Annotated in this window: 17 protein-coding genes and 1 pseudogene; 1 reads left to right on the plus strand and 17 read right to left on the minus strand. The window is 50.1% G+C overall.

The window, feature by feature from the left end:
• Positions 1-50: 50 nt before the first annotated feature.
• The 6 genes from NST23_RS14655 to NST23_RS14680 form a co-directional block, all read right to left on the minus strand.
• On the minus strand, positions 51-341 hold the full coding sequence (locus NST23_RS14655) for an ArsR/SmtB family transcription factor (protein WP_063228204.1): 291 nt from the start codon (positions 339-341) through the stop codon (positions 51-53).
• A gap of 48 nt (positions 342-389) precedes the next feature.
• Positions 390-668, minus strand: a complete 279-nt coding sequence (locus NST23_RS14660; RefSeq protein WP_229049688.1) for a hypothetical protein — start codon at positions 666-668, stop codon at positions 390-392.
• 282 nt (positions 669-950) lie between these two features.
• Positions 951-2,327, minus strand: coding sequence for a DUF4179 domain-containing protein (locus NST23_RS14665; RefSeq protein ID WP_242771293.1), 1,377 nt, complete (start codon positions 2,325-2,327; stop codon positions 951-953).
• A gap of 100 nt (positions 2,328-2,427) precedes the next feature.
• Complete coding sequence (locus NST23_RS14670; RefSeq protein WP_122966442.1) at positions 2,428-2,964, minus strand: RNA polymerase sigma factor; 537 nt, start codon at positions 2,962-2,964, stop codon at positions 2,428-2,430.
• A 257-nt stretch (positions 2,965-3,221) separates the two neighbouring features.
• On the minus strand, positions 3,222-3,878 hold the full coding sequence (locus tag NST23_RS14675) for a DJ-1/PfpI family protein (protein ID WP_173598177.1): 657 nt from the start codon (positions 3,876-3,878) through the stop codon (positions 3,222-3,224).
• Between the two features lie 152 nt (positions 3,879-4,030).
• The gene (locus NST23_RS14680; RefSeq protein WP_340963993.1) at positions 4,031-4,426 is read right to left on the minus strand and encodes a hypothetical protein; all 396 of its coding nucleotides are present in this window, start codon (positions 4,424-4,426) and stop codon (positions 4,031-4,033) included.
• 106 nt (positions 4,427-4,532) lie between these two features.
• On the opposite strand from NST23_RS14680, the gene NST23_RS14685 reads away from it, so the two are divergent.
• A complete protein-coding gene (locus tag NST23_RS14685) occupies positions 4,533-5,765 on the plus strand; it encodes a cytochrome P450 (RefSeq protein WP_122966439.1) in 1,233 nt (410 codons plus the stop codon).
• On the opposite strand, the gene NST23_RS28470 is transcribed toward NST23_RS14685, so the two are convergent.
• The 11 genes and pseudogenes from NST23_RS28470 to NST23_RS14735 all read right to left on the minus strand — a co-directional run bounded on the left by NST23_RS28470 (position 5,762) and on the right by NST23_RS14735 (position 22,787).
• Positions 5,762-5,896, minus strand: coding sequence for a phage lytic cycle repressor MrpR family protein (locus NST23_RS28470; protein WP_373926309.1), 135 nt, complete (start codon positions 5,894-5,896; stop codon positions 5,762-5,764). The genes NST23_RS14685 and NST23_RS28470 overlap by 4 nt on opposite strands.
• Before the next feature lie 112 nt (positions 5,897-6,008).
• Complete coding sequence (locus NST23_RS14690; RefSeq protein WP_122966438.1) at positions 6,009-6,470, minus strand: hypothetical protein; 462 nt, start codon at positions 6,468-6,470, stop codon at positions 6,009-6,011.
• Complete coding sequence (locus NST23_RS14695) at positions 6,467-11,884, minus strand: RHS repeat-associated core domain-containing protein (protein WP_340963997.1); 5,418 nt, start codon at positions 11,882-11,884, stop codon at positions 6,467-6,469. Before NST23_RS14695 ends, NST23_RS14690 begins: the two co-directional genes overlap by 4 nt.
• Before the next feature lie 48 nt (positions 11,885-11,932).
• Positions 11,933-13,756 (minus strand): RHS repeat domain-containing protein, encoded by a 1,824-nt coding sequence (locus tag NST23_RS14700; RefSeq protein WP_173599823.1) that lies wholly within the window; start codon positions 13,754-13,756, stop codon positions 11,933-11,935.
• 415 nt (positions 13,757-14,171) lie between these two features.
• Positions 14,172-15,254 (minus strand): hypothetical protein, encoded by a 1,083-nt coding sequence (locus tag NST23_RS14705; protein WP_122966435.1) that lies wholly within the window; start codon positions 15,252-15,254, stop codon positions 14,172-14,174.
• 59 nt (positions 15,255-15,313) lie between these two features.
• A pseudogene (locus NST23_RS14710) lies at positions 15,314-15,834 on the minus strand (RNA polymerase sigma factor).
• A gap of 323 nt (positions 15,835-16,157) precedes the next feature.
• The gene (locus NST23_RS14715; RefSeq protein ID WP_122966433.1) at positions 16,158-17,795 is read right to left on the minus strand and encodes an AAA family ATPase; all 1,638 of its coding nucleotides are present in this window, start codon (positions 17,793-17,795) and stop codon (positions 16,158-16,160) included.
• A gap of 170 nt (positions 17,796-17,965) precedes the next feature.
• Entirely contained in the window at positions 17,966-18,259 is a 294-nt protein-coding gene (locus NST23_RS14720) for a hypothetical protein (protein ID WP_173598062.1), read from the minus strand.
• Between the two features lie 108 nt (positions 18,260-18,367).
• On the minus strand, positions 18,368-19,783 hold the full coding sequence (locus NST23_RS14725) for an FMN-binding glutamate synthase family protein (RefSeq protein WP_173598063.1): 1,416 nt from the start codon (positions 19,781-19,783) through the stop codon (positions 18,368-18,370).
• 220 nt (positions 19,784-20,003) lie between these two features.
• Positions 20,004-21,431 carry a dihydrolipoyl dehydrogenase gene (gene lpdA / locus NST23_RS14730; RefSeq protein ID WP_173599818.1) on the minus strand — a complete coding sequence of 476 codons (1,428 nt, stop codon included), beginning with the start codon at positions 21,429-21,431 and terminating at the stop codon, positions 20,004-20,006.
• Positions 21,432-22,787, minus strand: coding sequence for a dihydrolipoamide acetyltransferase family protein (locus NST23_RS14735; RefSeq protein WP_173599817.1), 1,356 nt, complete (start codon positions 22,785-22,787; stop codon positions 21,432-21,434). It abuts the gene before it with no gap.
• Positions 22,788-22,804: the final 17 nt, after the last annotated feature.

Below are 22,804 nucleotides of genomic sequence, written 5' to 3' on the forward strand. Positions count from 1 at the left end.
ATAGTTCTAAAACTCTTTAACTATTGCTCGAAAAAAATGGTTATCCGGCACTACAGCGTGTCCAAATAACCCGGCAAAAACGCTTGAAATGTCTCCTCCCTCAATTGAATTAATTTGAATTGCCCGTCGCGGATAATGTCAATCAGCTCGGCATCATGCAAAATTTTCAGATGGTACGTCGTATTGGACTTGTTCAACCCGTGCGTATTCCCGATGTGACCGCACGTATGCATTGCTTTTGCGCGATACAAAAATCGAACAATTTCAATCCGCTTCACATCCGCCAACGCTTTGAAGATTTTGACGCGCTTTTCATCCTCGTTCGATTGTTTGATAGTCATAAAACTATACTAAAGCGGTGATTTCTGTTTGTCAATGACAGGAAACAGCTACTCGAAAATGGACACCCGCTGGCCAATCGCGTTCAGGCCCGTATGCGTCCTCGTATCAAACTGATCGACGCACAGCACTTCGGAAACCATCAGAGGCTGGTCGCGAATCAGCTCCTGAATTTGCCCATCGCTGTAAAATTCATACGCAAACCGATGCAAGAAGCGTATCCGCCATATTTTTTCCCCTTGCACAGATGTGAACAGCTGCTGCAGATGTCCGCACAGCTCTTGTCCGGGCGCGAAGACATGGCGGCAAGTCAGACAATAATATTCCACGTGCGTCCCCCCTGTCGAATCGAAAAATGTTTCCGAATACAAAACGGCTCCCGCGCGCTTGAACAAAACAGACGCGGGAGCCTTCAGTGGACTGATCGGCCGAATGGATTGATGTGATGGAGTGGTTTTCTATAGTTTCAGTTTAAAACACATAAATCCTATTTGTAAAGTATGAATTGGTCGGCAGTTGCGAAAAAGAGCTTTTTCCTCTTGCCGTGGACTTCGAATGGAGAGAATGCTCCGCTTCCGTCCAAGGAAAAAAGGCAAGCCAGGCGTAGCCGATTACTTTTTCGCAGGCGTGGCAGCAGGCAGCTCGACTCGCCACTGGGAATCGCTGTGCTGAACCGGCTCTAAGCGGATCGTCAGCGCCGCTTTTTTGGGCAAGGCGGTCATTCCTTTGGCAAAGTATTGATTGTCGCATTGCTCTACATAGACGCCATCCGACCCTTTGCTCGCGCTGCATTCCCCTTCGCCATCGCGATTTTCCACCAGCTCATACGCTTGGCCCTTGTCGTCTGTCAAATACCACTTCCATATGCGCAAGTTGGTGGATTGCTCCTTCATTCGCAGAGCGACCTCTTTTTGTCCCGTTGCGGGATTTTGTTGCACAGACAAGTCGGTAACGGTGACGGCATGGTTTCCCTTCGTGCCAGAGACAGGCTTTGTTTTCAAAGTTGCCGGATCGAGTGCAAGGCGGAAATCGTTTGGTTCAAACGTCGACACGCCAGTCAGCACAAAGGTCAACGGTTTCTCAGTCTGGCCGGAGAAAAAGACGTATTCATGGATCGTTTTTTCTGTGCTGCCTTCTTTTACGATTTTCTGGCTTGCGTACACGGTCGGCGCTGGAGAATCCCCCTCGCTTACAACCAGCAGATCGTCAAGCTTCACCATGTCTTTTCCATTTTGATCGAGAATCCGGAAAACCAGGCTTTGATGATGCAGCAGCTCACGCTCTTGCGCAGTTGCTCCCACGCTTTTTGCAGTTCGCTCGATTCTCTCCCGCGCCGCTTTTGTCCAGCTTGTCTCAAACGTAAGTCTTGTCGCACTTGGCGAATATACAATAGATTTAGCCGCAACGGTGATTCCCTGCGGGGTGGTGTATGTCTGATTCAAAGAGACAGTTGTGGTTGCCGCCATGCTCTGCTCGATGTCGATCGGCACAGTCAGCTTCCATGAGCCTTCCTTGTATTGGTTGCCACTGAGACGGATTCGTTTCACGTCCATTCGCAGCTGCATCTTTTTGGAGACAGCATCGTTTAAAACAAACTGGAAATACCCGATATCTCCTTCTTTATAATACGATTGGATGTCGTCTGCGATCACGTTGCCGTTCTCATCTGTCACAAACAACTTGTTATCATTCGCAGCGATATCGGGATCAGGGAAAATAAACTCTCCCTGCGCATTTTTCATGGAAATGGCGACGATCAGCCGGGCGGGGTCGGCGATCACTTCAGATGTTTCAATTGTAATGCCCTGGTCTGTCACACTCGCTTTCGCCAGCTTGGCGTACCCTTTGTTCACGGCTTCCTGGACACCCGGGTCAATCTTCTTCGTCCACAAAGACGAGATGTAGCTGGCAAAAGTCGGTGACACGGCCACACTTCCCGAAAATCCGATTGCCAGAACAGCAGCACTCACAAGCGCTATTTTTTTCAACGTCCACCCATCCCCTTTACGGGACAGTCCCTCCCTTTCGGCCTTCTGTATTTTTTGGTTCAACCTCTTTTTGAAAGCTTCCATGTCCACTGAATGTGACTCATATTGATGTTTCGCATTTTTCAACTGCTTTTCCATGGCTACCCTCCTTCACCATGGTCCGGTAAAGCTTCTCTCTGCCCCGGGCCAAACGGGATTTGACAGTGCCTTTGCTTACGCTGAGGATGTCACTGATTTGTTCAATGGACAAATCTTCAAAATAATAGAGGATGATAGGCGTGCGAAATGGTTCCACCAGGTCTAGCACAAACTGGTAGCAGAGCGCTGCATCCAGCTTTTCCATCGTGATGATCTCGGCGCTTTTGCTCATGCGGGGCGGAAAAATTTCTGTCACGACTTCGCGCCACGTTCTTCGCCAGGACATCTTGCATTCGTTGATCGTAATGCGGGCCAGCCAAGGAAACGGGTCTTTTCCGGGCTGAAATTGGTGGTATTGGCAGTACGCTTTGAGAAACGCATCTTGCACCCGATCCTCGGCAAGCGCCCAATCGCGCACATATGTATAGGCAAGCCGCACAAGCCGGTCCGTGTACGCCTCCACCCACGCTTCTAATTGACTCTCATCCAGTTGAACCACCTCCTTTGTTTTCTGCCTGTATTATGCAAAACAGAAAGCCCTGGTTCCCGGGAAAATGACAAAAACATACAGATCGTCCATTTTGCCAGCTCCTCGTTGCGGTTGCTGCCCAGCGACTGTTCTATCACTGCGATAAATAATATCATTCCGATCGGGTTTTGTACTATAAGAGTTTGTTATGTGAAAAGGCGGAGCTAACGAGCAATCAAAAAAGAAGGAGCGCTGAATGCTCCTTCTTTTCTGGCTGGTCTTTGTATTTACATGCTTGGTTCCTTTTCGGCAAACGCTTGCAGCATTGCTCTGATCTGCTCCACCAATTGCGCTGGCGCTTTCTGCGGTGAACCTGTGTCAAACGGCGGCTTGGGATCGTATTCCAAAATCAGCTGTACAGCTTGTCCCATCTGTTCGCCCAATTCCCATGCGACCAATTGGAGGGCCATGTCGATCCCGGAGGAAACGCCCGCTGCCGTGACGATTTTCTCCTGGCGAACGACTCTCTCTTCCGTCGGGATGGCGCCAAGTGATGCGAGCAAATCGAACGACCCCCAATGGCTGGTGGCAACGACGCCTTTCAGCAGCCCTGCGGCACTTAAAATCAGGGAGCCGTTGCACACCGACGTCGTCCATTTGCTCGTCTCGTGGATGCGGCGAATCCACGCCAACGTTTCTTCGTCATTCATCGGCGTTTTATAGTGAGGCGGGCTGCATCCGGGCACAACCAGGATGTCGGCGGAAGTCACTTCGGAAAAATCGTAATCCGCGTGCAGGTAGCCCATGTTCGAATCTAGTTTGACCAATCCTTTTTGCTTGGCGACAAACTTCACTTCCCACTGCAAGGTAGCAGCAAAAACGTCGTATGGGCCGATCGCATCCAGCGCGGTGATTCCATCGAAAAGCATGATCGCAACTTTCATGATGACCTCTCCTTTCAAGTAGGAACGACTTCTCCCCAAGAAACCCGCAAGCTAGACCACGCCTTGGTCTGCTGGAGGGTTTGGATTTGCTCTTTGCTCGGATTGGAATTGTTTGTCGATAAAAAAATGTGGTCAGGTGCGCAAAAGACTCATTACACTTCCTCCAGCTGATAGCCCCAAGCTATGATTTCCACGACAATATCTTGAAAAGGGAAAATGTAATGATGCGCTTTCTCCAGGAAAGTAGCATGCGGGTCGATCAACCTCAGTTCATCCTGTAACGCTTTTATCCATTGGGAATCCGTCACTTCCAGCAAATAGCGCTGGAAATATCCGTTCTCGTCAATCGCCTCGTCGATGACCAGATTGGAAAACGGGTAGCAATCGATTGTCGTCGTTTGGATCGCCTGGTAAGGTTTAAACGTCAGTTTCCACCTTTTTTCATCTGCGTCAGCAAATGTAACCGCAATGGTATTGGTGTCAAAGTGGATTTCTTCCAGCGGTGTTTCATGAATCACTACGCTGTCCAAAGCTATTTTTAACGTCATGTTTGTTCTTCTCCTTGTCCTTCTCCATTCCCTTTTGAAAAGCTTTTGCGCATAAAATTCCCTTTATTATCCACCCTATAATGGACAAATTCAAGAGGTGATGTAGATGGAAAAGCAGGCGTATTCACCGTCTGAGATAACAGATTTCCAAACGAAATCCGAACATTTTTTTCCGGTGGCATGGTACAAGAAAATGCTTGCAGAGCAGCCCGTTTTTTATCATGCGGGCACGAATACGTGGAATGTGTTCCGCTATGAAGATGTGAAGCGGGTGCTGACCGACTATGCTTTGTTTTCGAGTGTACGCCAACGGACGCTTGTCAATGTCGGGGCTGGTACTAAGGAAGGCTCTTTTCCAGAACGTCTCAATATCCACGACAGTGATCCTCCCGAACATCGCAAGGCGCGTTCCTTGTTCTCGGCTGCTTTCACGCCGCGCAGCCTAAAAGAGTGGGAGCCGCGTGTCGAACAAGTCGTGAACGAGCTGATTCGCGAAATGGAAGCAAAAACGGAAGTGGATATCGTCCAAGATTTTACCACTCCGCTGCCTATCATCATCATGGCCGAGCTGCTTGGCGTGCCGCATCAAGACAAATGGCTGTTCAAAAAATGGGTCGATCTTTTGTTCATGCCGATTCAAAAGGAAAAGAACGAGGAAGTTCATCAACAGAAGGAACAGGCGGCAAAAGAGTTTTTTGCTTACTTGCACCCTTTCGTGGTCGATAAAAGAACGCACCTTGCAGACGACATCATTTCTGATCTGATTCAGGCAGAATACGAGGGAGACAAGTTGACGGATGAAGATATTGTTACCATCACGATGTTTATTTTGGGGGCGGGCATCGAGACAACCAGCCTCCTGTTGGCCAACTCGTTTTATTCCTTGCTGTACGACAATCCGAACCTTTACGCTGAACTGAGAAGCGACCTCGACCTCGTCCCGCTTTTTGTCGAGGAGATGCTGCGCTATCGTTTTCACATTAGCAAAATGGATCGCACGGTGAAGGAAGATAACGATGTCTTGGGTGTTGAGTTGAAAAAAGGAGATGTCGTGATTGCCTGGATGAGCGCAGCCAATTTTGATCAGGCTGTGTTTGAAGACCCTTTTGCTTTGAACATCCACCGGAAAAACAACAATCGGCATCAATCGTTCAGCAATGGACCGCACATCTGTCTCGGTGCCCCCTTGGCGAGAATGGAAGCGAACAAAGCTTTTCACCACTTCATCAAGGCGTTCTCGCGCATTGAACCTGTTCCGGGCTTCGATCTGGAGGCGAATTTGCAGCCTTCCGCTGCTGGTCAAGCCCTGGTGAGGCTGCCTGTGAGGGTTTGGCGTTAGGGATTTATGAGCAAATCCTTATCTTGTTCCACTTCGAACTTCATTGTTAGGTTGAAAACTCTTGAATAAGCTTTTTGGGTATTTACTTTGTATCCTTGAAGAATGGCTGTTTTTGTTTCGGGCTTAAACATGTTCACACACCTGTCTTCATGAAACAGGAATACTATAAATTTTCACCTTGCTTCTTTAGGAAAAATTAAAGAACCCCAAACGAGCGTAAATTACTCGTTTGGGATACCTTGATTAAGAATTAGCCATCAATTTATACTCGATACCGATCTTAGTTAAAACTCCTGACTCTTCTAAATCAAATGCAAAGTGAACACCTTTGTCCGATACATAATTAGCTTGATATTGATCGGACATTACACTATCTAGTGTCCACGACACACCATTCTCGCTTAATAGTCCCTTAATGAAATCAATTGTTAGTTCATTTCCTCCATTGAAGTTTTTGATTTCAATACTATTAGGCATGTTTATAGTGCCATTATTAAGAGTAATCACTACTGTTTCTATCTTATTTTTACGGAGTCGAAATTCCAAGTCCCCATAAATAACAAAAGCGGGATATGACTTCCTTTCGGGTGTATAAATTTCAGGTTGTCCAATCAAATTTATGATTTCTTCTTCCGTTTCTCCTCCTGTAAAGTTTCCTAGGCTACCTGTTGTTAGTAATTTCATAAAGTCAATTGTTATCCTCACTTCATATCCTCCAATGCTTTTATCAGGAAATTAAACTCTGCTCCTTTCCCTGGTTTTCCCGATTTAGATAACTCCAATCCTCTTTGAGCATGTTTCAATAACCATTCTCTAAATTCTGGATGTTGAATAGCTTCTTCTGCTTGTTTAAGAGCAGAATTATATTGACTAGGATTTTTTGCTGCCATCCCTGGATGAGTCGGTTTAAAAGCAATACCTCCTTGATTTGTAGGAACAACAGTTATTTCGATTTTTCCTACATTAAAATGGACTCCCTTATCTAAAATGTCAGGTGCAATCTTCTGGGATTTCATCATATCGCGAATACTTTGCGGTAATCCTTTTGAACTCTTAAATGCATTTACTGCAGTTTTAGTTCCTGCTTTAGTGGTTTTAAGCAACTTCCCTACAGGAACAATATTAATGGCAACACTACCAGCTGCAAAGGCATCATCTGAATCCCAGTTCCCGTTTGAAAGTGTGTTAACATTTTCTAGTCCTACATATTCGACTCCTGCTTTTTTCAAAGCCCCTGGTAATTCGTCACCAGCTTTGGTCATTCCAAGCCAAACTGCTCGTAAAGAAATCTCAGCATGTCCAGTAGGATCAATAAAAATCAATGGATTGTTAAGAACATACGTATACCGATTCAACGACAACGGATTATCCACCGCACCCTTATACGTATCCTCCGAAATAAACCTCCCGACCCTCGGATCATAATACCGGGCACGCAAATAGTAAAAGCCGCTCTTCTCGTCGTAGATTTCTCCGCTGTACTGAAACGGGTTGGACATTCCCTCTGTCTTGGAGATGACATTGCCCCACGTGTCGTACTCGTATTTGTTTTGTTCTTGTCCTGATTCGTCCAAAATCGAGACGACATCCCCATGGCTGTTATACGCGTAATATCCGCCTTTATCGGTGAGGAAGTCTTTGCGGAACAGCAGCTCATTGCCCCAAACATTGCGAGCAATCGCATTGCCGTTCGCATCCAGCTCCTCCAAGACGTTTCCGTCCATGTACACGTATTTTGTTTGCACACCATTTTCCGTCTTGGTGGCACGCAGTCCGTTCCCGAAATACGTGTAGGTCGCATCCAATCCGGTCGTATGGTTGGTCGCACTTCGCAGTCGATTCCGTTCGTCAAACGTATAGGTGGTCACACCTTTGTCGGCAGGTCGTTTTCCTGCAAAAGCGGAGCGATTCCCGCGGCCGTCATACGTATACTGGTTCGTGGTTCCTGGAACAACTTCCTTGGTCAGACGATCGACTTTGTCATAATCGTATCGGTACAGCGTTCCATTTTTTTCGCTGGAAACGACATTGCCGAACGAATACTCGTTGTTTTCACTCCACACGGGACTTTCTTTTCGATGCGTCATTTTTTCTACTTGCCCAAACGAGTCCAAATCCCGTTCTACTTTGAAACCGTTCGGATACGCAAGCTGATAGCTTTCCCCGCTGGCTTTCATATGGTAGTCGTACTGAATTTTTCCTGTCAGCGGGCTGTTTACTTCCTGTAACCGCCCTGCCGGATCATATTTATAGTTGACTACGGTTCCGTCCGGATAGGTCAGTGAGTCTTTCGCATCGTCATTGTCCGTATATCCCAATTGATACGTGCGGCCAAATACCGTTTGGCTTTTCAACCGCTGAAACGCATCGTAGTTGTACGTGATCTCCCGATAATTGTTGGCCGTCGGGTTGATGTCCGCCCCATTGCTGTTTGTTTCCTTCTGGACCAGTGACGTGTTCGGGACGTAGTCTCTGGTTTCCAAGTTGGTCACGGAACCGGAAGCATTGCGGGTCATCAAGCTTGCCAGCTCGTTAAACGGCGTATATCGATAAGCGTGGCGATTTCCTGTCTTGTCGGTAAAGGTGTTCAGCGTGCCATTTTGATTAAAAGAATAAGATTCAGTTGCTCCCGATGGCACATCCTGTTCGCTAAGCTTCCAGGATAGAGCATTGTAATGATTTTTGGTTGTCTGCATCTGATTTTCAGTGACGGTCAACAAATTTCCGAGCGCATCGTATTCGTACTGATAGCTGTTTTGTTCCGGGTCCAGCAAATAGGTAAGGTTGCCGTCATTGGTGTAGCGGTACTCCCAAACGCGTGTCTTGCCTGACTGGTCTTTTTCTGTCTTCTGCTTCACTTGATCAAACGAGTTTCGGACAAGCTCGGCGGTCAGGTTTTTGGCTCCGTCTCCTGCTCGCTGAATTTCTTTTTCGAGCTGGCCTTGTCGGTCGTGATATTGAACTGTTTGCAACCCGTTTGGCGCAAGTGTCATACGGGTGAGTGCGGGTGCGAAGCTGGTACCATCGCTGATCGAATTGGCAGTCAAGTATACGGTGGTGCCAACAGGGTCTTTTTTCTGCCAGATGCTTCCGTCTGTATTGTAGACATACGTGGTCGCACGTTCTTGATCGGCGTATGGCGCACTGGACAAAAGATGGTTGCCGTCTAGCGTGTAGGTATTGTACAGCAACGGTCGCGAAGTTCCGTTTGCTGCAACTTGCTCTTTATATTCGATTTCTCCAAATGGCGTGAACTGAGTGACCAGCTTGGTGCCGTTCGGGAGTACCAATGTGACCTTGCGCGCCGTATCGTCATAGGCGTAGGTAGTTGTCCTGGTTTGTTCCTTGCTCGTTACGCTTTCTTTCGTTCGACGGCCTAGCAAATCATATTCGTACAAGACAGCCATATCGTCCGGGTAAACACGATTTGTCAGTCGGCCCATTCCATCGTAGGCGAAGCCGTGGTGCAAAGCTTGCATTTGCCCAGTCGACACTTCGACTCGCAGGTTGATGTCAACAGGATACAGCCCCAGTGGATCGTACCCGGTAATATTTTGCGTCACTGTCTTCGCGTCTGGTCCCGTACTCGTTTCCGTTGCGGAGGTCAGCTGTTTGTTATCGTTATACGTATAAGCTCTGTCTACCTGCATGACCTTTGCTGATCCGCCATCCGGATAAGAATCGACGATTTTTTCCGTTGCCAAAAGCCCTTTGGAGTTATACGTATACGTTTCCTTGTGGTAGTGCTCCGGGTTGTCTGCGGCCGTCTTCGTTATACTGGCAGGCATACGCAGCGCAGAAAGGAGAAGCGGATTTACATATTCTCTCGTTGTGATGTTGCCTTTCGGATCTATCTCTTTGGTGACATCGCCGTAAGCGTTGTAATTGTATTGTATCGTTTGCGCGTAGCGATCCAAACGTGCTTGCACCTTCGATAATCGATTAAGGCTGGGCGACAAAAGAAACGCATACACATCTGCATCGGCGGTCATGGAGGCTGGACGCCCCAAGAAGCTGTAGACGTAAGACGGTTTTGTATCCCGTTCCTTGTACAAATAGCTCGTGTAACTAACCGGGTTGTAGCGATAGGTCTTGCCCTCTTCCGTGAAGGAAAGCTCTCCCGGAATCGTCTCGTTATCTGCTCCGTTGCCCACATAATTTTTGACCGATTGCAGCACGAAATTGCGATCCTGGTTAGGGGTGTAGTTTTTATCTTCACTTGGCAGCCCGTCCTGCAACGTTCTGGACACGACCAATGCCCCGTCTCTCGCAAGCGACTGCTTGGCAAACCGAACCGATTGCGCTTTGGGCGACTTCCAGATTTCCTTTGTAATGTGCGGATAATACTTCGTATACGAATACCATTCTGTCGCAGGCTGATCGGGATGCGGCGTTTTCGCAAAACGGAAGTTGACCGCTGTGACAGGCAAATAGCTGGTGTACGTCAGCGCTTCCTTGTCGTGATAAATCCGCGTCACGCCCCGGTCGAGGAACCCTGGAGCATCCGGCTGGTACAAGCTGTACGTATAGGTCATGGACAAACCTTCGACCGGATAGTTGACTTGCTTGAGCAGCTTGTATTCGACGGTGTTTCTTCTCTCCTTGTCGAGATTCGTATACGCGGTAGATTCCAGGCCGCCGTCGTTGAAGTCGATCACGCCATTCGGCGCAGGGAAGCCATATCCGGCATGCAGATCGAACTCGGCTTTTCCGTATGTTTTCGGATCGAGATAGCTATACTCGGCGACGACCTTGCTCTCTCCCCCCGTGACGCTATGCTCGACAACCCGATCTGTGTTGGCAGCGTAATCTGAGTCGTATTCGAGATGTTTCAGCAGCTTTGTCTCGCTGGCATCCTGGTAAACTTTGAGATTGACACCCCCGCCTCGTTCCATGACGATCAGGCGGCCGACACTGTCTGTTATTTCAATCGGCAATCGGTAGTCTTCGGGAATGCGGTAGCGGATGGTATCTCCGTAGGCATTCGTCTTTTTGACCAGGAAAATCCGGTACATGACATCACCGCGATAGTTTTCATCTTCGCCAAATTCATAAGTGTTGCCATCCACGGACAGCGTCACAATATGCTTCTCGCCAAACTCCCCGGAAGGCTGGCGGTAGGATAACATGCCGGCATTTGGCTTGTACGGCGTATTCACCCATTCCCCTTTAATGGAAGAAGACTCAAGAATCGTCCCGTCTTCCAACGTAAAAATGTAGCGCTTTCCCTCACTGACCGCACCGCATGTATATTTGGAATCATCCGACCGGAACGTGCACTTCGCGTTTTCTTTGGACACTTCCTGAAACTGCGGAAAATTAAAGCTCCAGCCTTCCGGCAAACCATCGTTGTTTCCTTGCAGCGGAGCTGTTTTGTTTTTGCCTGATGTGGAAAAGTAAATCCTTTCCGTCATCGCATCCAGCGACGAGTAGCGGCGTTCGACCGTCAAGTCCATGCCATGCTTGCCTTCCAGCTGCACATCCACTTCCTGCACGTTTGCCGCCCGGTACAGCTCGTCCACCGGATTGTCGGTATTGGTGCGCTGGTATTTGTAGGTCAAGCCTTCCGTTTCGAACATGGCGTCTTCTGGAAGCGTGGTCGCTTGCGCAGCCAAAGCTCTGGCTTGCGGAACGGCTGCTTGTTCGTTGCGACGCTCCTGATACGTCTTGATTGCTGGAAGGAGTGTTGATAGTTTCGTCATTTGTGCTTTTGTCAGCTTGTCCAACTTTTGATTGACGGTATCATCCGACCATCCATATTTCTCTACTTGCTCGTGATGCGACAAAAAGCGATCGAATTGAGGATAAAAATAGGCTGCAAGCTGCAACACGCTTCTATCCTTCCATTGATAGAGCTTCCAAGCATCTTCGGGGCGGATCGAGTCCCACTCTTTACTCGCCACTTGTTCTTGCGTAAAAATAGGTTGTTCCTCCGGATTTTGCTGTTTGAGCGCGTTGCCTTGCTGCTTTGCGTTTTGATAGGCTGCAAGCCATTTTTTGGTCGCCGCCTTCTGATTCTCATCTTGTTGTGCCGCTTCCGGATTGGCTTGAACGGCCTCTGTCTTCGCCAATGCCAGATTGGGGGTCAGCAAAGAAAGCCCCAACAAGATTGTGATCATTTTTGACCACCCGTACCTGATTCTCATAGCGCCAATGCTCCTCTTCACTTAATAGTCCGTTTTCTTGCTGAGATTTCCGTTGCTGTCATACGTAAACTCGGAGAGGACTTGTCCATTTTGCCTGATTTGAGTCAGTTGTCCTTTGGCGTTATACACGTATTCGACCCCCGTATAACGGGCGAGCAAACGTGTGTGAACGGCATTGTTGTCAGCGGAAGAGACGACAACATAGTAATCCCGGCCTTTTTCCATGGATACAATCGCTTTGGAAAATGGCGGGTGATCCCCGTCGTCATTGGCGGCAAGCAGCCTGGTCTCTCCGAAGTCTTCATAGATTGCCAGCTTGGTATTGCTTGGCCCGCTCCCTTCCACTCCCCCAAAATAGGTGGTTGAGAGTTCAAAATCTCCAGAGGAAGGCGCCGTAAATTTGTAGATTTTTTTGGAGCCTTTGGCAAGATCGAGATCGGGCGGCGCTGCGAGCGTGAACGAGTCTGTATTGGTAAACTCCAGCGCGAATGTGTCTGTCGTCACATCTGCATCTGCACCAGCTATTTTTGCCTTCGGGATCGTCACAAACAGATTCGTTGCGCGGTGTTTCTGCTCGTGTTCAACCGCTTTTCCCGTAAATTGAATGCTTAACTGCGTGCTGTTGACACGTGTAACAAGCGGCTGCAAACCAGTTGCGACGTTGTGTACTGTCACAAAAGAGGCTGCATCGGAAGTAAAGGTGCCATTTTTTAAGACGACAGTCTGCGTTTCTGTCAGCGTCCCATCGTTTGCAGAAGACTCGTGAAGCGCAGCGGAAACGACACTGGCACTGGCATCCAAAGCAGCTGTCAACCGGGCGTGAAGTCCTTTTGTCGAATCAAAAGAAGTAGCCAGAACAAAATAGGTCACGCCTGCGTCCAGTGACACTTTAATTTCGGAAAAGAGAGAACCATCGACTGCCTCATCATTAAACTTCAGGGCTTGCTGCAACTGCTCGTCACGAAACACGGACAAAACCGTATCAAACGGGGCGCCAAATCCTCCGTATGGACTTGTATAAAAACGGTAAGTACCAGTTACAGGAGCCGTAAAGCGGTAGCCAGGGGTTTCCCCGGTAGGAAGACTGATATCAATAGGTTGAGCCAGATTGAGTACAGTCGTAATCTTACTGAATGACAATAAATAGGAGGTCGTTTCACTAAAATCGCGGCTCATGCTAAATACAGAGAAATAATAGGTCGTATTCGGTTGCACCTGAAAAGTGACGTTTTCCGTTACCCCAACTCCTCCTCGCGTACTCATGCCCACTACTTTGTTCGGCGCTTGCATGACTGCCAGGTCGAAGTTTTTATCTTCGGGAACGCGCAATGTCACCGTAAGCTCGCCAGATTGCGCCCCTGAATCAAAACGGTACATATCGAGATCCTTCGCTGTAGACAGCTTCGAATTGTAAAAATTTCCACTTGTTACAGGGTAACTTGTGTCTACATCGTCGTTCGGTTCAAACGGGTCCAAGACAGAAGCAGCAGCGGCAAAAGCGGTTGCGGTTCTGCTTGCCAACTGAGGTTGAAGCTCCTGTTCCTGCGGCTTTTGCTTCAGCGAAAGTTCGGGGATCAACTGTTCCCAATATTTATCAACTTGTTCTTCCAGTTGTTTTTGCAGGGAGTAAATGTGTGCTGCTTGTTTTTGCAAAGACTTGTTAATTTTCTCTTGGCGGATTTGCCTGTTGGAATCAATCGGTGTCTGATGCAGCTTGAGGTTCTTCTGTGAAAAGGCAGCTGATTGTTTTTCGATTTTTTTCGCGAGCTTCTTGTCGCCTTTTTGCAGGGCAAGCTCTTGAAAGAAAGTCAATGTGTTCAGCAAACCGTAAATCTCTTGATCCATCTGAGGAATCGCTGTCGCGGGATTCTCTTCGGCAGAAGCTCTCGCTAGAGGAACGAAAACGAGAAAAAAGAGAAGGAAAAGAAGGATTGCACTTGTGCTTTTCATGATCTTTCTGGACATTTCTTGCTCACTACTTTCCTTGAACTTAAACGAAATGAATGAAGGGCATATTTGGGTCAGCGACGTGCTATTTTACGAAAAAGATTATGTATTCCATCACCTCAGCTATATCTGTCAGCTATCAAAAACAACATACGATAGTATATCAATCCGTTCAGCTATTGCCTTGGCTTAAATATTGGTTGCATTAACAATAAAAGCCTTACTTGTTCGCACACCAAAAAACCGCCAGAACATTTCTCTGACGGTCTTCCGGCTTGTAAAAAAGCCAATTAAACTCTCACAAACATACAGCCTAGTTGCCCAACTGAATCGGAACCTCCATATCCACATCGCGGTACTGGCGCTCCTGGATCGCGTAGGAGATCGTCAGTTCTTTCGGCTGTTTTTCCAACCCGTTGATGTAAAGAGCGCTTTTGATCCGCACTCGTCCGTCTTGATCGCGGACGTACTCTCCATCGCCGTTGTCCATGCTCACTCTGTATGTTTTCCCTGTCTCGTCTGTTGCACTCCATTCCGTGATGTAGATAATGTCTTTTGGCAGCAGTGCTTCAAATTCAATGATCCCGCCTTTGTTTCTCACTTCGTACCGTCCGGCGATCTTCTCCTGCTGATCGTTCGTTTTCAGATGAAACTTGTGGAAGGTAAAACGGCTGCCGCTGCTTTCTACCGTGACGGGTTGTTTGCTCAACGCATCCAGCGAAAGCTTGCCCTGGAAAGTTGCCAATTCATTCATGTAGATCGAGTGGAGCTTGAAGGTCACCTTTTTTTGGTCGGCAAATGGCGTAAATCCGTCCCACCACCTCCACATCATCGCATCGCTGTCTCCTTCGCCTTTTGTGGTAATCGTTACCGCATTTTTGCGAATGCCGTTCAGCGAATCGAGCACGGTGTCATCCCGACCGGCAAGCAGCTTTCCGTTCTCGTCAAGAATTTCGTATGCCAAACTGTGACGGTTCAAATAGTCGCCCAGCTCACCAGAAGCGTTTTCCGCCATGCTTTGATACTCCTTTTTGCGCTGCTCGTTCCAGCTGGTCGTAAGCGACAATAAGCTGTTGCTTGGAACGTTCGTCAGTTTATCCAGCTTGACCACGACTCCTTGAGGTGACGTGTACTCGCGATTGATTGCGACGGTCTTCGCGACTTCCTTTGCTTTTTTCATGTCGATAGGAACATCCAGCTTCCAAGAACCGCCCTTCCCTTTAATATCGTTGAACTGGACTCCGACCGTCAGTGTGTCCGGGGATTTCTGTGCGGTGTTGAACAGTTCGATCACTTCCTGTTCGACCAAAATGTAGCCCCCGTATTCTCCCAATGTCCAGCCGTCTCCCTCCGGATTCAGGTCTTGGCCGGTTTCGTCTGTCAGCGTGAAGTCCACATCGATGTCATCCAGGGTGCAAGCGAGATTTTTCCCGTCCTTGTCGACAAAATCAAAAATCAGAGCGATCCGCGTTGGATCGGCGAGTGCTTCTTTTTCGCCCGATGCAGTCTCATCTGCACCGTCGTCGTTGGCAGCACTAACATCTCGCTGATCTCTTTGTAGCTGAGCTGATCGATGTAGCGCAGGACAACGACCGCGCGATATTCCTCTTCCAGCCCCATGATGTGACGAAGCAGAACTTGCTGCTGCTCTTTTTGCAGGAAAGCTTCCTCCGGTGTCTCTGACCCTCTTCGTCCGACGTCTTGACGCTTCGCTTCCGTTTCCTCAGTTCATCCAGGCAATGGTTGATGGCAATCCGGTAGAGCCACGCGGAAAAATTACCGTCCGGCTCAAGCTTTTCCAACTGGAAATACGCTTTTGTAAAAACCTCCTGGGCCAAATCTTGGGCATCCTGTTTCTGTCCAATCATCCGGTACAGGCGGGCAAAGATTTTTCCTTTATACTTGTCGACAAGTCGTGCATAGGCTTGCTGATTTCCGCCCTGCACCAGACGAACGAGCTCGTTATCGTCTTGCATCTTCCCTCTGTTCCTCCCATGTAAAAGGCTTGCTGCGCAGCTTGTGCCTTTTTGGTCCAAACACGTCTGTCTGTTTTTTCACCAGACTCTCCCACTGCTCGGGCTGGTTGCAGGTTGCCAATTTTCCCAGACTTTTGATATGTTCACCAAGTATAACGAACATCCCGCGATTTTCTTTCTCATTTTCCCTAAAAAAGTGATAAAACTTTCCAACCCCTGAGCAAACCGACGTATGCTCACAGTTGTCGATCAACACAAAAAAACCGCCAAGACACCGAAGTGACTGGCGGTTCGATACGGCCCGAAGGCACATGGATGAAAGTTTACGACAAAGCAGGCCGCTTGTCGCCGTACAACTGCACGTACAGTTCCTCGATTTCTTCTCCGGTCAGGTCGCCTCGCTTCAACAGCTCCTCCGCGATGGCGTGCACGAAATCGGCGTATTGGCGCACCAATTGTTTCACCTGTTTCATTTGTTCATGCAGCAGTTCGTTGATTTTCGGTCGAAGTGTTTTGAGCGCCTCCTGCCGGGCACCTGTAGCGAGCCAGCTGAACAACTCGTCGCCCATGCCGACCATGCCGAGATAAGCACCTGCCAGCTCGGTCGCTTGCTGCAAATCAGAGGTGACCCCGTTCAATTTTTTGCCGAGAAACTCTTCTTCGACGGCTCTGGCAGCGAGGCACACCTGAATCGCGGCCAAAATTTCGCTGTCGCTGCGATTGTACCGCTCATGCGTCGGTTTGGTTGCGGCCAGGCCAAGAGCGCCGCCGCGGCGAATGATCGTCACCTTCCAGACCCGTTCGTGCGGCTTGAGCAAATATTGCGCGACGGCATGACCTGCCTCGTGGTACGCTACGTTTCGTTTTTCGTCCTCACTCATGGAGCGCAGCGGCTGTTTCAATCCCCACTCGTACGTTTCCATGGCGACCCGGAAGTCGTCGTAGCTGGCGCTTTGCGCTCCACGCTGGTGGGCGATGACGACCGATTCATTGACGATATGCTTGATCTGGGCAGGACTGTAGCCAATTGTATCCAATGCAGCACGTTCCGGGCTGAGAGATTCGTCGTGCTTCACCTTTTCCAAATAATATTGGAAAATATCGATCCGTCCATTGTAGTCCGGAGTGTCGACCCACAGTTGTCTGTCAAAACGGCCAGGTCGCAACAGCGCGGAATCGAGCACGTCCGGCAAGTTTGTGGCGGCAATCGTCATGACGGCGGGGCGTTCAGCCTTTTTGCGGCGCAGACCGAGAGAACGCAAAAATTTGGCGATTTTCGAGCTGTCGAGGTTGGGCGGGTCCATTTGCAAAAGCAGCTCATTCAACAAGCCTGTGCCGCCCATCCCCAGCATCCCGCCTCCGCCCATTCCCCCTTGGCGCTGCATGCCGATCGCGTCGATCTCGTCGATGAAGATGATGCAGGCGCCGTACTCCCTGGCGCGTTTGCGCGCTTTTCTGTACAATCCCATGACTTTCAGGTTGCCGACACCGAAAAACATGTTTTGAAAACTGGGAGCCGAGGCGTAGGCAAACGGAACCTGGGCCTCGTTGGCAATGACCTGCGCGAGATACGATTTGCCCGTACCCGGTGGGCCGCACAGCAAAAGACCGCGGATCGCTTCGCCCCCCATTTCCTTAAATTCCTTCACACCCTTTAGCAAGGTAACGATTCGCTCAGCATTTTCCACAATTTCCGGATTGCCGCGATAGTCATTCCACGTCGCTCCTGTTTCCCCTGGCAAAATCCAATACGTCCGCCCACGCGCCAAAAACCAGAACAGGGCAACGAACTGGATGATGATGAACATAACGGCAAACAGCAATTGAAACAGCAAGCCAAGGATGCCCAATGCGATTGACCAGTAAGTCGGCCCTCCTGTGTACAACACGATCGTTAAAAAGGCGATGGCTGCTACCCAGAGGAGGACTTTCCGCCACTTGATCCATTGATAGTTTCTCATGGACCTACTTCCTTTACGGAAAATTTTGAATTTTTGTTGGAAAGTCGCAAGGAGGTCTATCCAGCCAGAAGGAAACCGATCGTACTCTTTGACGCTCCTCTTCTCTCACTATCAAGGTCGTGTTTCAAAAAGAACGAACAGCCCACCGGGATGGAAGGCCAACCTGTTGCTTATGCAAATCGTTTGATAATGTCAAGCAGGTACTTCACAATGACAGCCAAGCCGCAGATGAAGTACCAAACGACAAGAATATACCCGGTCGGGTCGATGACAATCATGGAAACGATAATGTTTAATGGCAATACATAATAAAGAATGTCCTTCAAATAGCCCAAGACAAAGGACGGGTTGACCGAGCCTGCCCAGAACGAACGGAACAGGACGATGAGAAAATCGATCATCATGAGTCCAAAAATGGCCCATATCGTATAAATCATCCAGTCAGCAAGTGTAAAGGTCATCATGCCTCACCTCCTTGCTACATACTATGCCTTGGTTACGCTCGGGTGAGGGGGCCTCTGCCATAAATTTGCAGCCTTGTTGACTGGATTCAGCCACTATTTTTGTCTCATTTAACGGCTGCGGTGGACACGCGGGTAGCAAGCGAGCGGAATGCGTGTGACTTTGCTGGTCATGCTGTCCAGAGCGGCCAAATCCTCGATGCTCACCTGACGAAACGACGTTTTGCCGAGGGCGAGGGTCGCGATCCGCATTTCATCGATAAAAGAACGGAAAAAGTTCTCCAAATACTTGGCTCCTTCTTGCACGTTGAACTCCTTTTGAAAGCGGCCGGAATAAAAGAGCAGCTGGGTAGGCGGCTCCCACGGAACGACTTTTATCACTTGATCGTGCGTCATCGCCCAGAGCAGCGCGGTTCCGAAGTAAACCCCGTCGACCCCCAATGCCATCGCTTTAAGGCACTCCCCCGGCGTAGCGTAACCGCCTCCGCTCAATAGCGTGATTTTGTCCTTGACCTTGCGCTGTTGCAAGTAGCGAACCGCACGCGTCACGGCATAAATCGTCGGCAAGCCAACATCATCCTGAAGGATCGGCGCATTTCCCTTGTATCCGGCTTGTCCTCCGTCGAGACTGATAAAATCCACCCCGGCGGAAATCGCGACTTCCAGGTCGGCTTCCATTTTGGCGCTGGCGCACATCTTCACCCCGATCGGTACGCCTTCCGTCAAGGAACGCAGCTGGTCGACGAGTTTGCGCAAGTCTTGTGGCTGCTGAACCTCCTTATGCTTGGACGGAATGACGGCATATTCTACATCCGGAAGCTCCATGATTTGACTGGCCTTGCCTTTCAGCTCCCAACTGGGAATAAACGTAGCCGCTCCAGCCGTAGCGCCTTGGCCCATCCGAATTTCAATGGCATCCGCTTGCCGAAGAATCTCCGGGCTTTTCGACCACGTCGCCGAGTGATATTGATAGATCAAATATTTTGCGTTTTCTCTTTCTTCGGGTAAGAATCCGCCTTCTCCCGTATTCGTCACCGTCCCTACCGCAGCCGTGCCCTTGGCGATGGCGATTTTCGCCTTTTCCGAGACGCCAACCCCGTATCCCAAACCGCCAGACAAAAGCGGGATTTGCAAGGTCAGCGGCTTCTTTGCCATCGGGCCGATCGTAAGCTGCGTATCGACTTGTGCATCCTCGTGAGCAGGCAGGACAGCCAATTGCGCCGGAGAAAAAACAAGACCGTCGTAATTCAGAAACTTTCGCGGGCTGCCGAACGGCCTTTCGATGGCGATTCCTTCCGATGCGCGCAAACTGTTTTCCAGCACTTTCGCGGGAGAGATTTTGGTCAGCGCGGAAACGATCTCCCAAATGTTTTCCGGGTAGCGATCGTTCATCAGCCTTTTCGTAAAGCGGCCGACTACCCAGCTGATCACCGTTCTCGAACAGGCAAACGCGACCACCGCCAACAAAACGAGGGCGAGGAACGCTCCCATGCTTGCGCCGATGCCAATCGTCATCCATTTCTCCATTGTGGTCACCCCCTCTGTTCCGCTAGTCGAAAAAACCGTTTCTTCCTTAGTCTGCTTTAGGATTGGAAAACATATACTTTTGACCCTCGCAAAAGTAGACGGGAGTGTCACTCTCAGCCTGGCAACTGGCTTGTTGTTGAGCTGTTCCAAGCGGGGGAAACCCATGAATAGCAGCAAAAAACCTCCCCGCCCGTTGCTGAGCGAAGGAGGTTGTCTTCCCCTATTTTTTGTTGACCATATGGATGGCGTGCCCGAGGACGGCTTCTGCTGCTTCCAGCCACACCTCGCTCAAAGTCGGATGCGGGTGAATCGTTAAAGCCAAATCCTCGACTCGCGCTGCCAGCTCTAGCGCCAGGACGCCTTCCCCGATCAGATTGGGCGCATCGGCCCCTACTACGTGCATCCCCAACAGCAAATGCGTGTCTTCCTCGACGATCACCTCTGCGAAACCTTCCCGTTCCCCCAAAGTCAGCGCCTTGCCGTTTGCCCGATACGGGAAGGAAGCAGCCTTGACACGATGGCCCAATCCTTCCGCCTCTGCTCGCGTCAAGCCTACGCCTGCAATCGGCGGGTCTGTAAAAATGACATACGGGACGTACGGCGAATCCATGCTGCTTGGCAAGTCCGCGATCACCTCGGCAGCGACGATGCCCTGTTTGGACGCGCGATGCGCCAAAGCAGGCCCAGGAGTTACATCGCCGATGGCAAAAATGTGCGGCTGGTTCGTCCGGCAAAAAGCATCGACGGGAATATGGCCTCTTTCGTCGACGTTGACGCCTGCCTGTCCAAGCCCGATTTCGCCTGTATTAGGCACTCGTCCGATGGTGACGCCTGCTTTGTCGACGGTCAGTTCTTCGCGGCCGTTTGCTTCCGAGAAAAGCGCTACGGTCACACCACCATCTCCGCGCGACATGCTCTCGACTTTTGTCGCCGTTTTCAAGGTGATTCCCAACTGTTTCGCTTGTTTGCGCACTTCCTGGGTCAGATGCGAAGCCGTTTGTGGCAAAATGCTGTTGGCGGCTTCCACGACTGTTACTTTTGTTCCCAGTTTGGCATACGCCATGCCCAGCTCCATCCCGATGTAGCCGCCGCCGATGATCGCAAGCGTCCCGGGCAATTCCTGCAAGTTCAACAGGTCGGTGGAATCGAGGATCGACTCGTGATCCGTGGCCAAAGACTGCGGTACAAACGGCCGTGATCCTGTCGCGATGATCGCCTGCCGGAATTTGTACGTCTCGAAGTCTCCCCCCGTCTCGACGCCGATCCGATCCGCTGAGAGAAAAGTCGCGGAGCCTTTGACGACGGTCACTCCATTTGCTTTGCACAGCTGCTCCACACCCTGGCTCAATTGAGAAACGACAGACTCTTTCCATGTATGCCAGTCAGCCAACTGAAACGAAGCGTTTCCTTCCGGCAGCCTGATGCCCAGCTTTCCCAACCCAGCCAGCTTATGAAATTCGCTTGCGGCGTGAATCAGTGCTTTCGAGGGAATGCAGCCCCGGTTCAGGCACACCCCGCCCAACGCTTCTTTTTCAATCAACACGACCGATTGCCCCAACTGACCCAGGCGAATTGCCGCTGCATACCCGCCCGGTCCGCCTCCGATCACGACTACGTCTGTTTCGATTGCGATTTCTCCGACTACCATCTAGACCATCTCCGCAAACAACAAATTTGGGTCTTCGAGCAACTCCTTGATCCGGTTCGTGAAGCGAACGGCTGTCACTCCATCGATCAGGCGATGGTCAAAAGACAGCGACATGTTCATCATCTGGCGAATCACGCCTTCATCCTCGCGCACGACCCAGCGCTTCTCCATTTTGTGCAAGGCCAAAATCGCCACTTCCGGATGATTGATAATCGGCGTTGCCTGCAGCCCGCCTACAGGTCCGACATTGCTGATCGTAAACGTTCCGCCTGTAATTTGCGCAAGCGTCAGTTTGCCTTCCCGGGCGAGTTCGGCGAGGTGTTTGATTTCTTTTGCCAGTTGAAAAATCGACTTCTTGTCCGCGTCCTTGATCACAGGCACGATCAATCCGTCCGGCGTATCGGTAGCGATGCCGATATGGTAAAAGCGCTTCAGCAAAATTTCGTTCGTGGCATCGTCGATGGAAGCATTCATCACCGGATATTCTTTGAGCGCAATGACCAGTGCCTTGATAAAAAACGGCAGGAACGTCAGCTTGACTTCTTTTTTCTCCGCGTGCGGTTTCAGCTTTTCCCGCAGAGCCAGCAACTGATCCATTTCCAGTTCATCGACGGAAGTGACGTGTGGAATGATCGTGACCGATTTGACCATGTGCTCGGCAATTTTTTTGCGAATGCCTTTGAGCGGGATTCGCTCGATGCTGTTTGCGCTTTCTCCCGGCATCGCGGCAAAAGCTTCCTTGTTCCCCAGTGCAGTCCCTTTTTCCGCTGCTGGTGCTGTATCGGTAGTGCTAGTGCTGGCAGTCGCCACAACTTCCGCCTCGCGAGCTGTTGTTCCCTTGGGAGGCGCCACTGCAAACGACGTCGCAGACACTTCCTGCAAGGCACGCTTTTGCCCGGCACTGGCGAACAAGCGCAAATCTTCTTCCGTTACGCGCCCCGCCGGACCTGTGCCGACTACTTGTTCGATGTCGATTTTCATTTCTCGCGCCAGCTGCCGCACATATGGCGTAGCCAAAGAACGACGTGCGCTATGCCGGGATGGTACGACCGGGGTTGCAGCTTGTTCCGGCGCGGCTGGCGCATTTCCGGTCGATTCCTGCTTCACTTCCCCCGCAGCAATGCCTGTATCGATGACGAGGAGCACCGTTCCCACCTCAACCGTATCGCCCTCCGCAATGCGAATTTCCTGGACGACTCCGGTTGCCGGAGCGGACAGCTCTGCGTTGACTTTATCCGTTTGCACTTCAATGACAGGCTGATCCTGCACCACAGAGTCGCCAGCGCGCACCAGCACTTTCAAAATTTCGCCTTCATGCATGCCTTCTCCCACATCCGGGAGCTTAAACTCCACCATGTCCCTCGCTCCTTTAC

This window comes from Brevibacillus sp. FSL K6-0770 (genome assembly GCF_038000275.1).
In the GTDB taxonomy this organism is placed as follows: Bacteria; Bacillota; Bacilli; order Brevibacillales; family Brevibacillaceae; genus Brevibacillus; species Brevibacillus parabrevis.

Excerpts from the sequence above, each read along its gene's own strand:
- NST23_RS14655 (WP_063228204.1), bottom strand. The coding sequence starts at position 341 with ATGACTATCAAACAATCGAACGAGGATGAAAAGCGCGTCAAAATCTTC.
- NST23_RS14675 (WP_173598177.1), bottom strand. The coding sequence starts at position 3,878 with ATGAAAGTTGCGATCATGCTTTTCGATGGAATCACCGCGCTGGATGCG.
- NST23_RS14680 (WP_340963993.1), bottom strand. The coding sequence starts at position 4,426 with ATGACGTTAAAAATAGCTTTGGACAGCGTAGTGATTCATGAAACACCG.
- NST23_RS14685 (WP_122966439.1), top strand. The coding sequence starts at position 4,533 with ATGGAAAAGCAGGCGTATTCACCGTCTGAGATAACAGATTTCCAAACG.
- NST23_RS28470 (WP_373926309.1), bottom strand. The coding sequence starts at position 5,896 with ATGTTTAAGCCCGAAACAAAAACAGCCATTCTTCAAGGATACAAAGTA.
- NST23_RS14695 (WP_340963997.1), bottom strand. The coding sequence starts at position 11,884 with ATGATCACAATCTTGTTGGGGCTTTCTTTGCTGACCCCCAATCTGGCA.
- NST23_RS14700 (WP_173599823.1), bottom strand. The coding sequence starts at position 13,756 with ATGGATCAAGAGATTTACGGTTTGCTGAACACATTGACTTTCTTTCAA.
- NST23_RS14715 (WP_122966433.1), bottom strand. The coding sequence starts at position 17,795 with ATGAGAAACTATCAATGGATCAAGTGGCGGAAAGTCCTCCTCTGGGTA.
- NST23_RS14720 (WP_173598062.1), bottom strand. The coding sequence starts at position 18,259 with ATGATGACCTTTACACTTGCTGACTGGATGATTTATACGATATGGGCC.
- NST23_RS14725 (WP_173598063.1), bottom strand. The coding sequence starts at position 19,783 with ATGGAGAAATGGATGACGATTGGCATCGGCGCAAGCATGGGAGCGTTC.
- lpdA (WP_173599818.1), bottom strand. The coding sequence starts at position 21,431 with ATGGTAGTCGGAGAAATCGCAATCGAAACAGACGTAGTCGTGATCGGA.
- NST23_RS14735 (WP_173599817.1), bottom strand. The coding sequence starts at position 22,787 with ATGGTGGAGTTTAAGCTCCCGGATGTGGGAGAAGGCATGCATGAAGGC.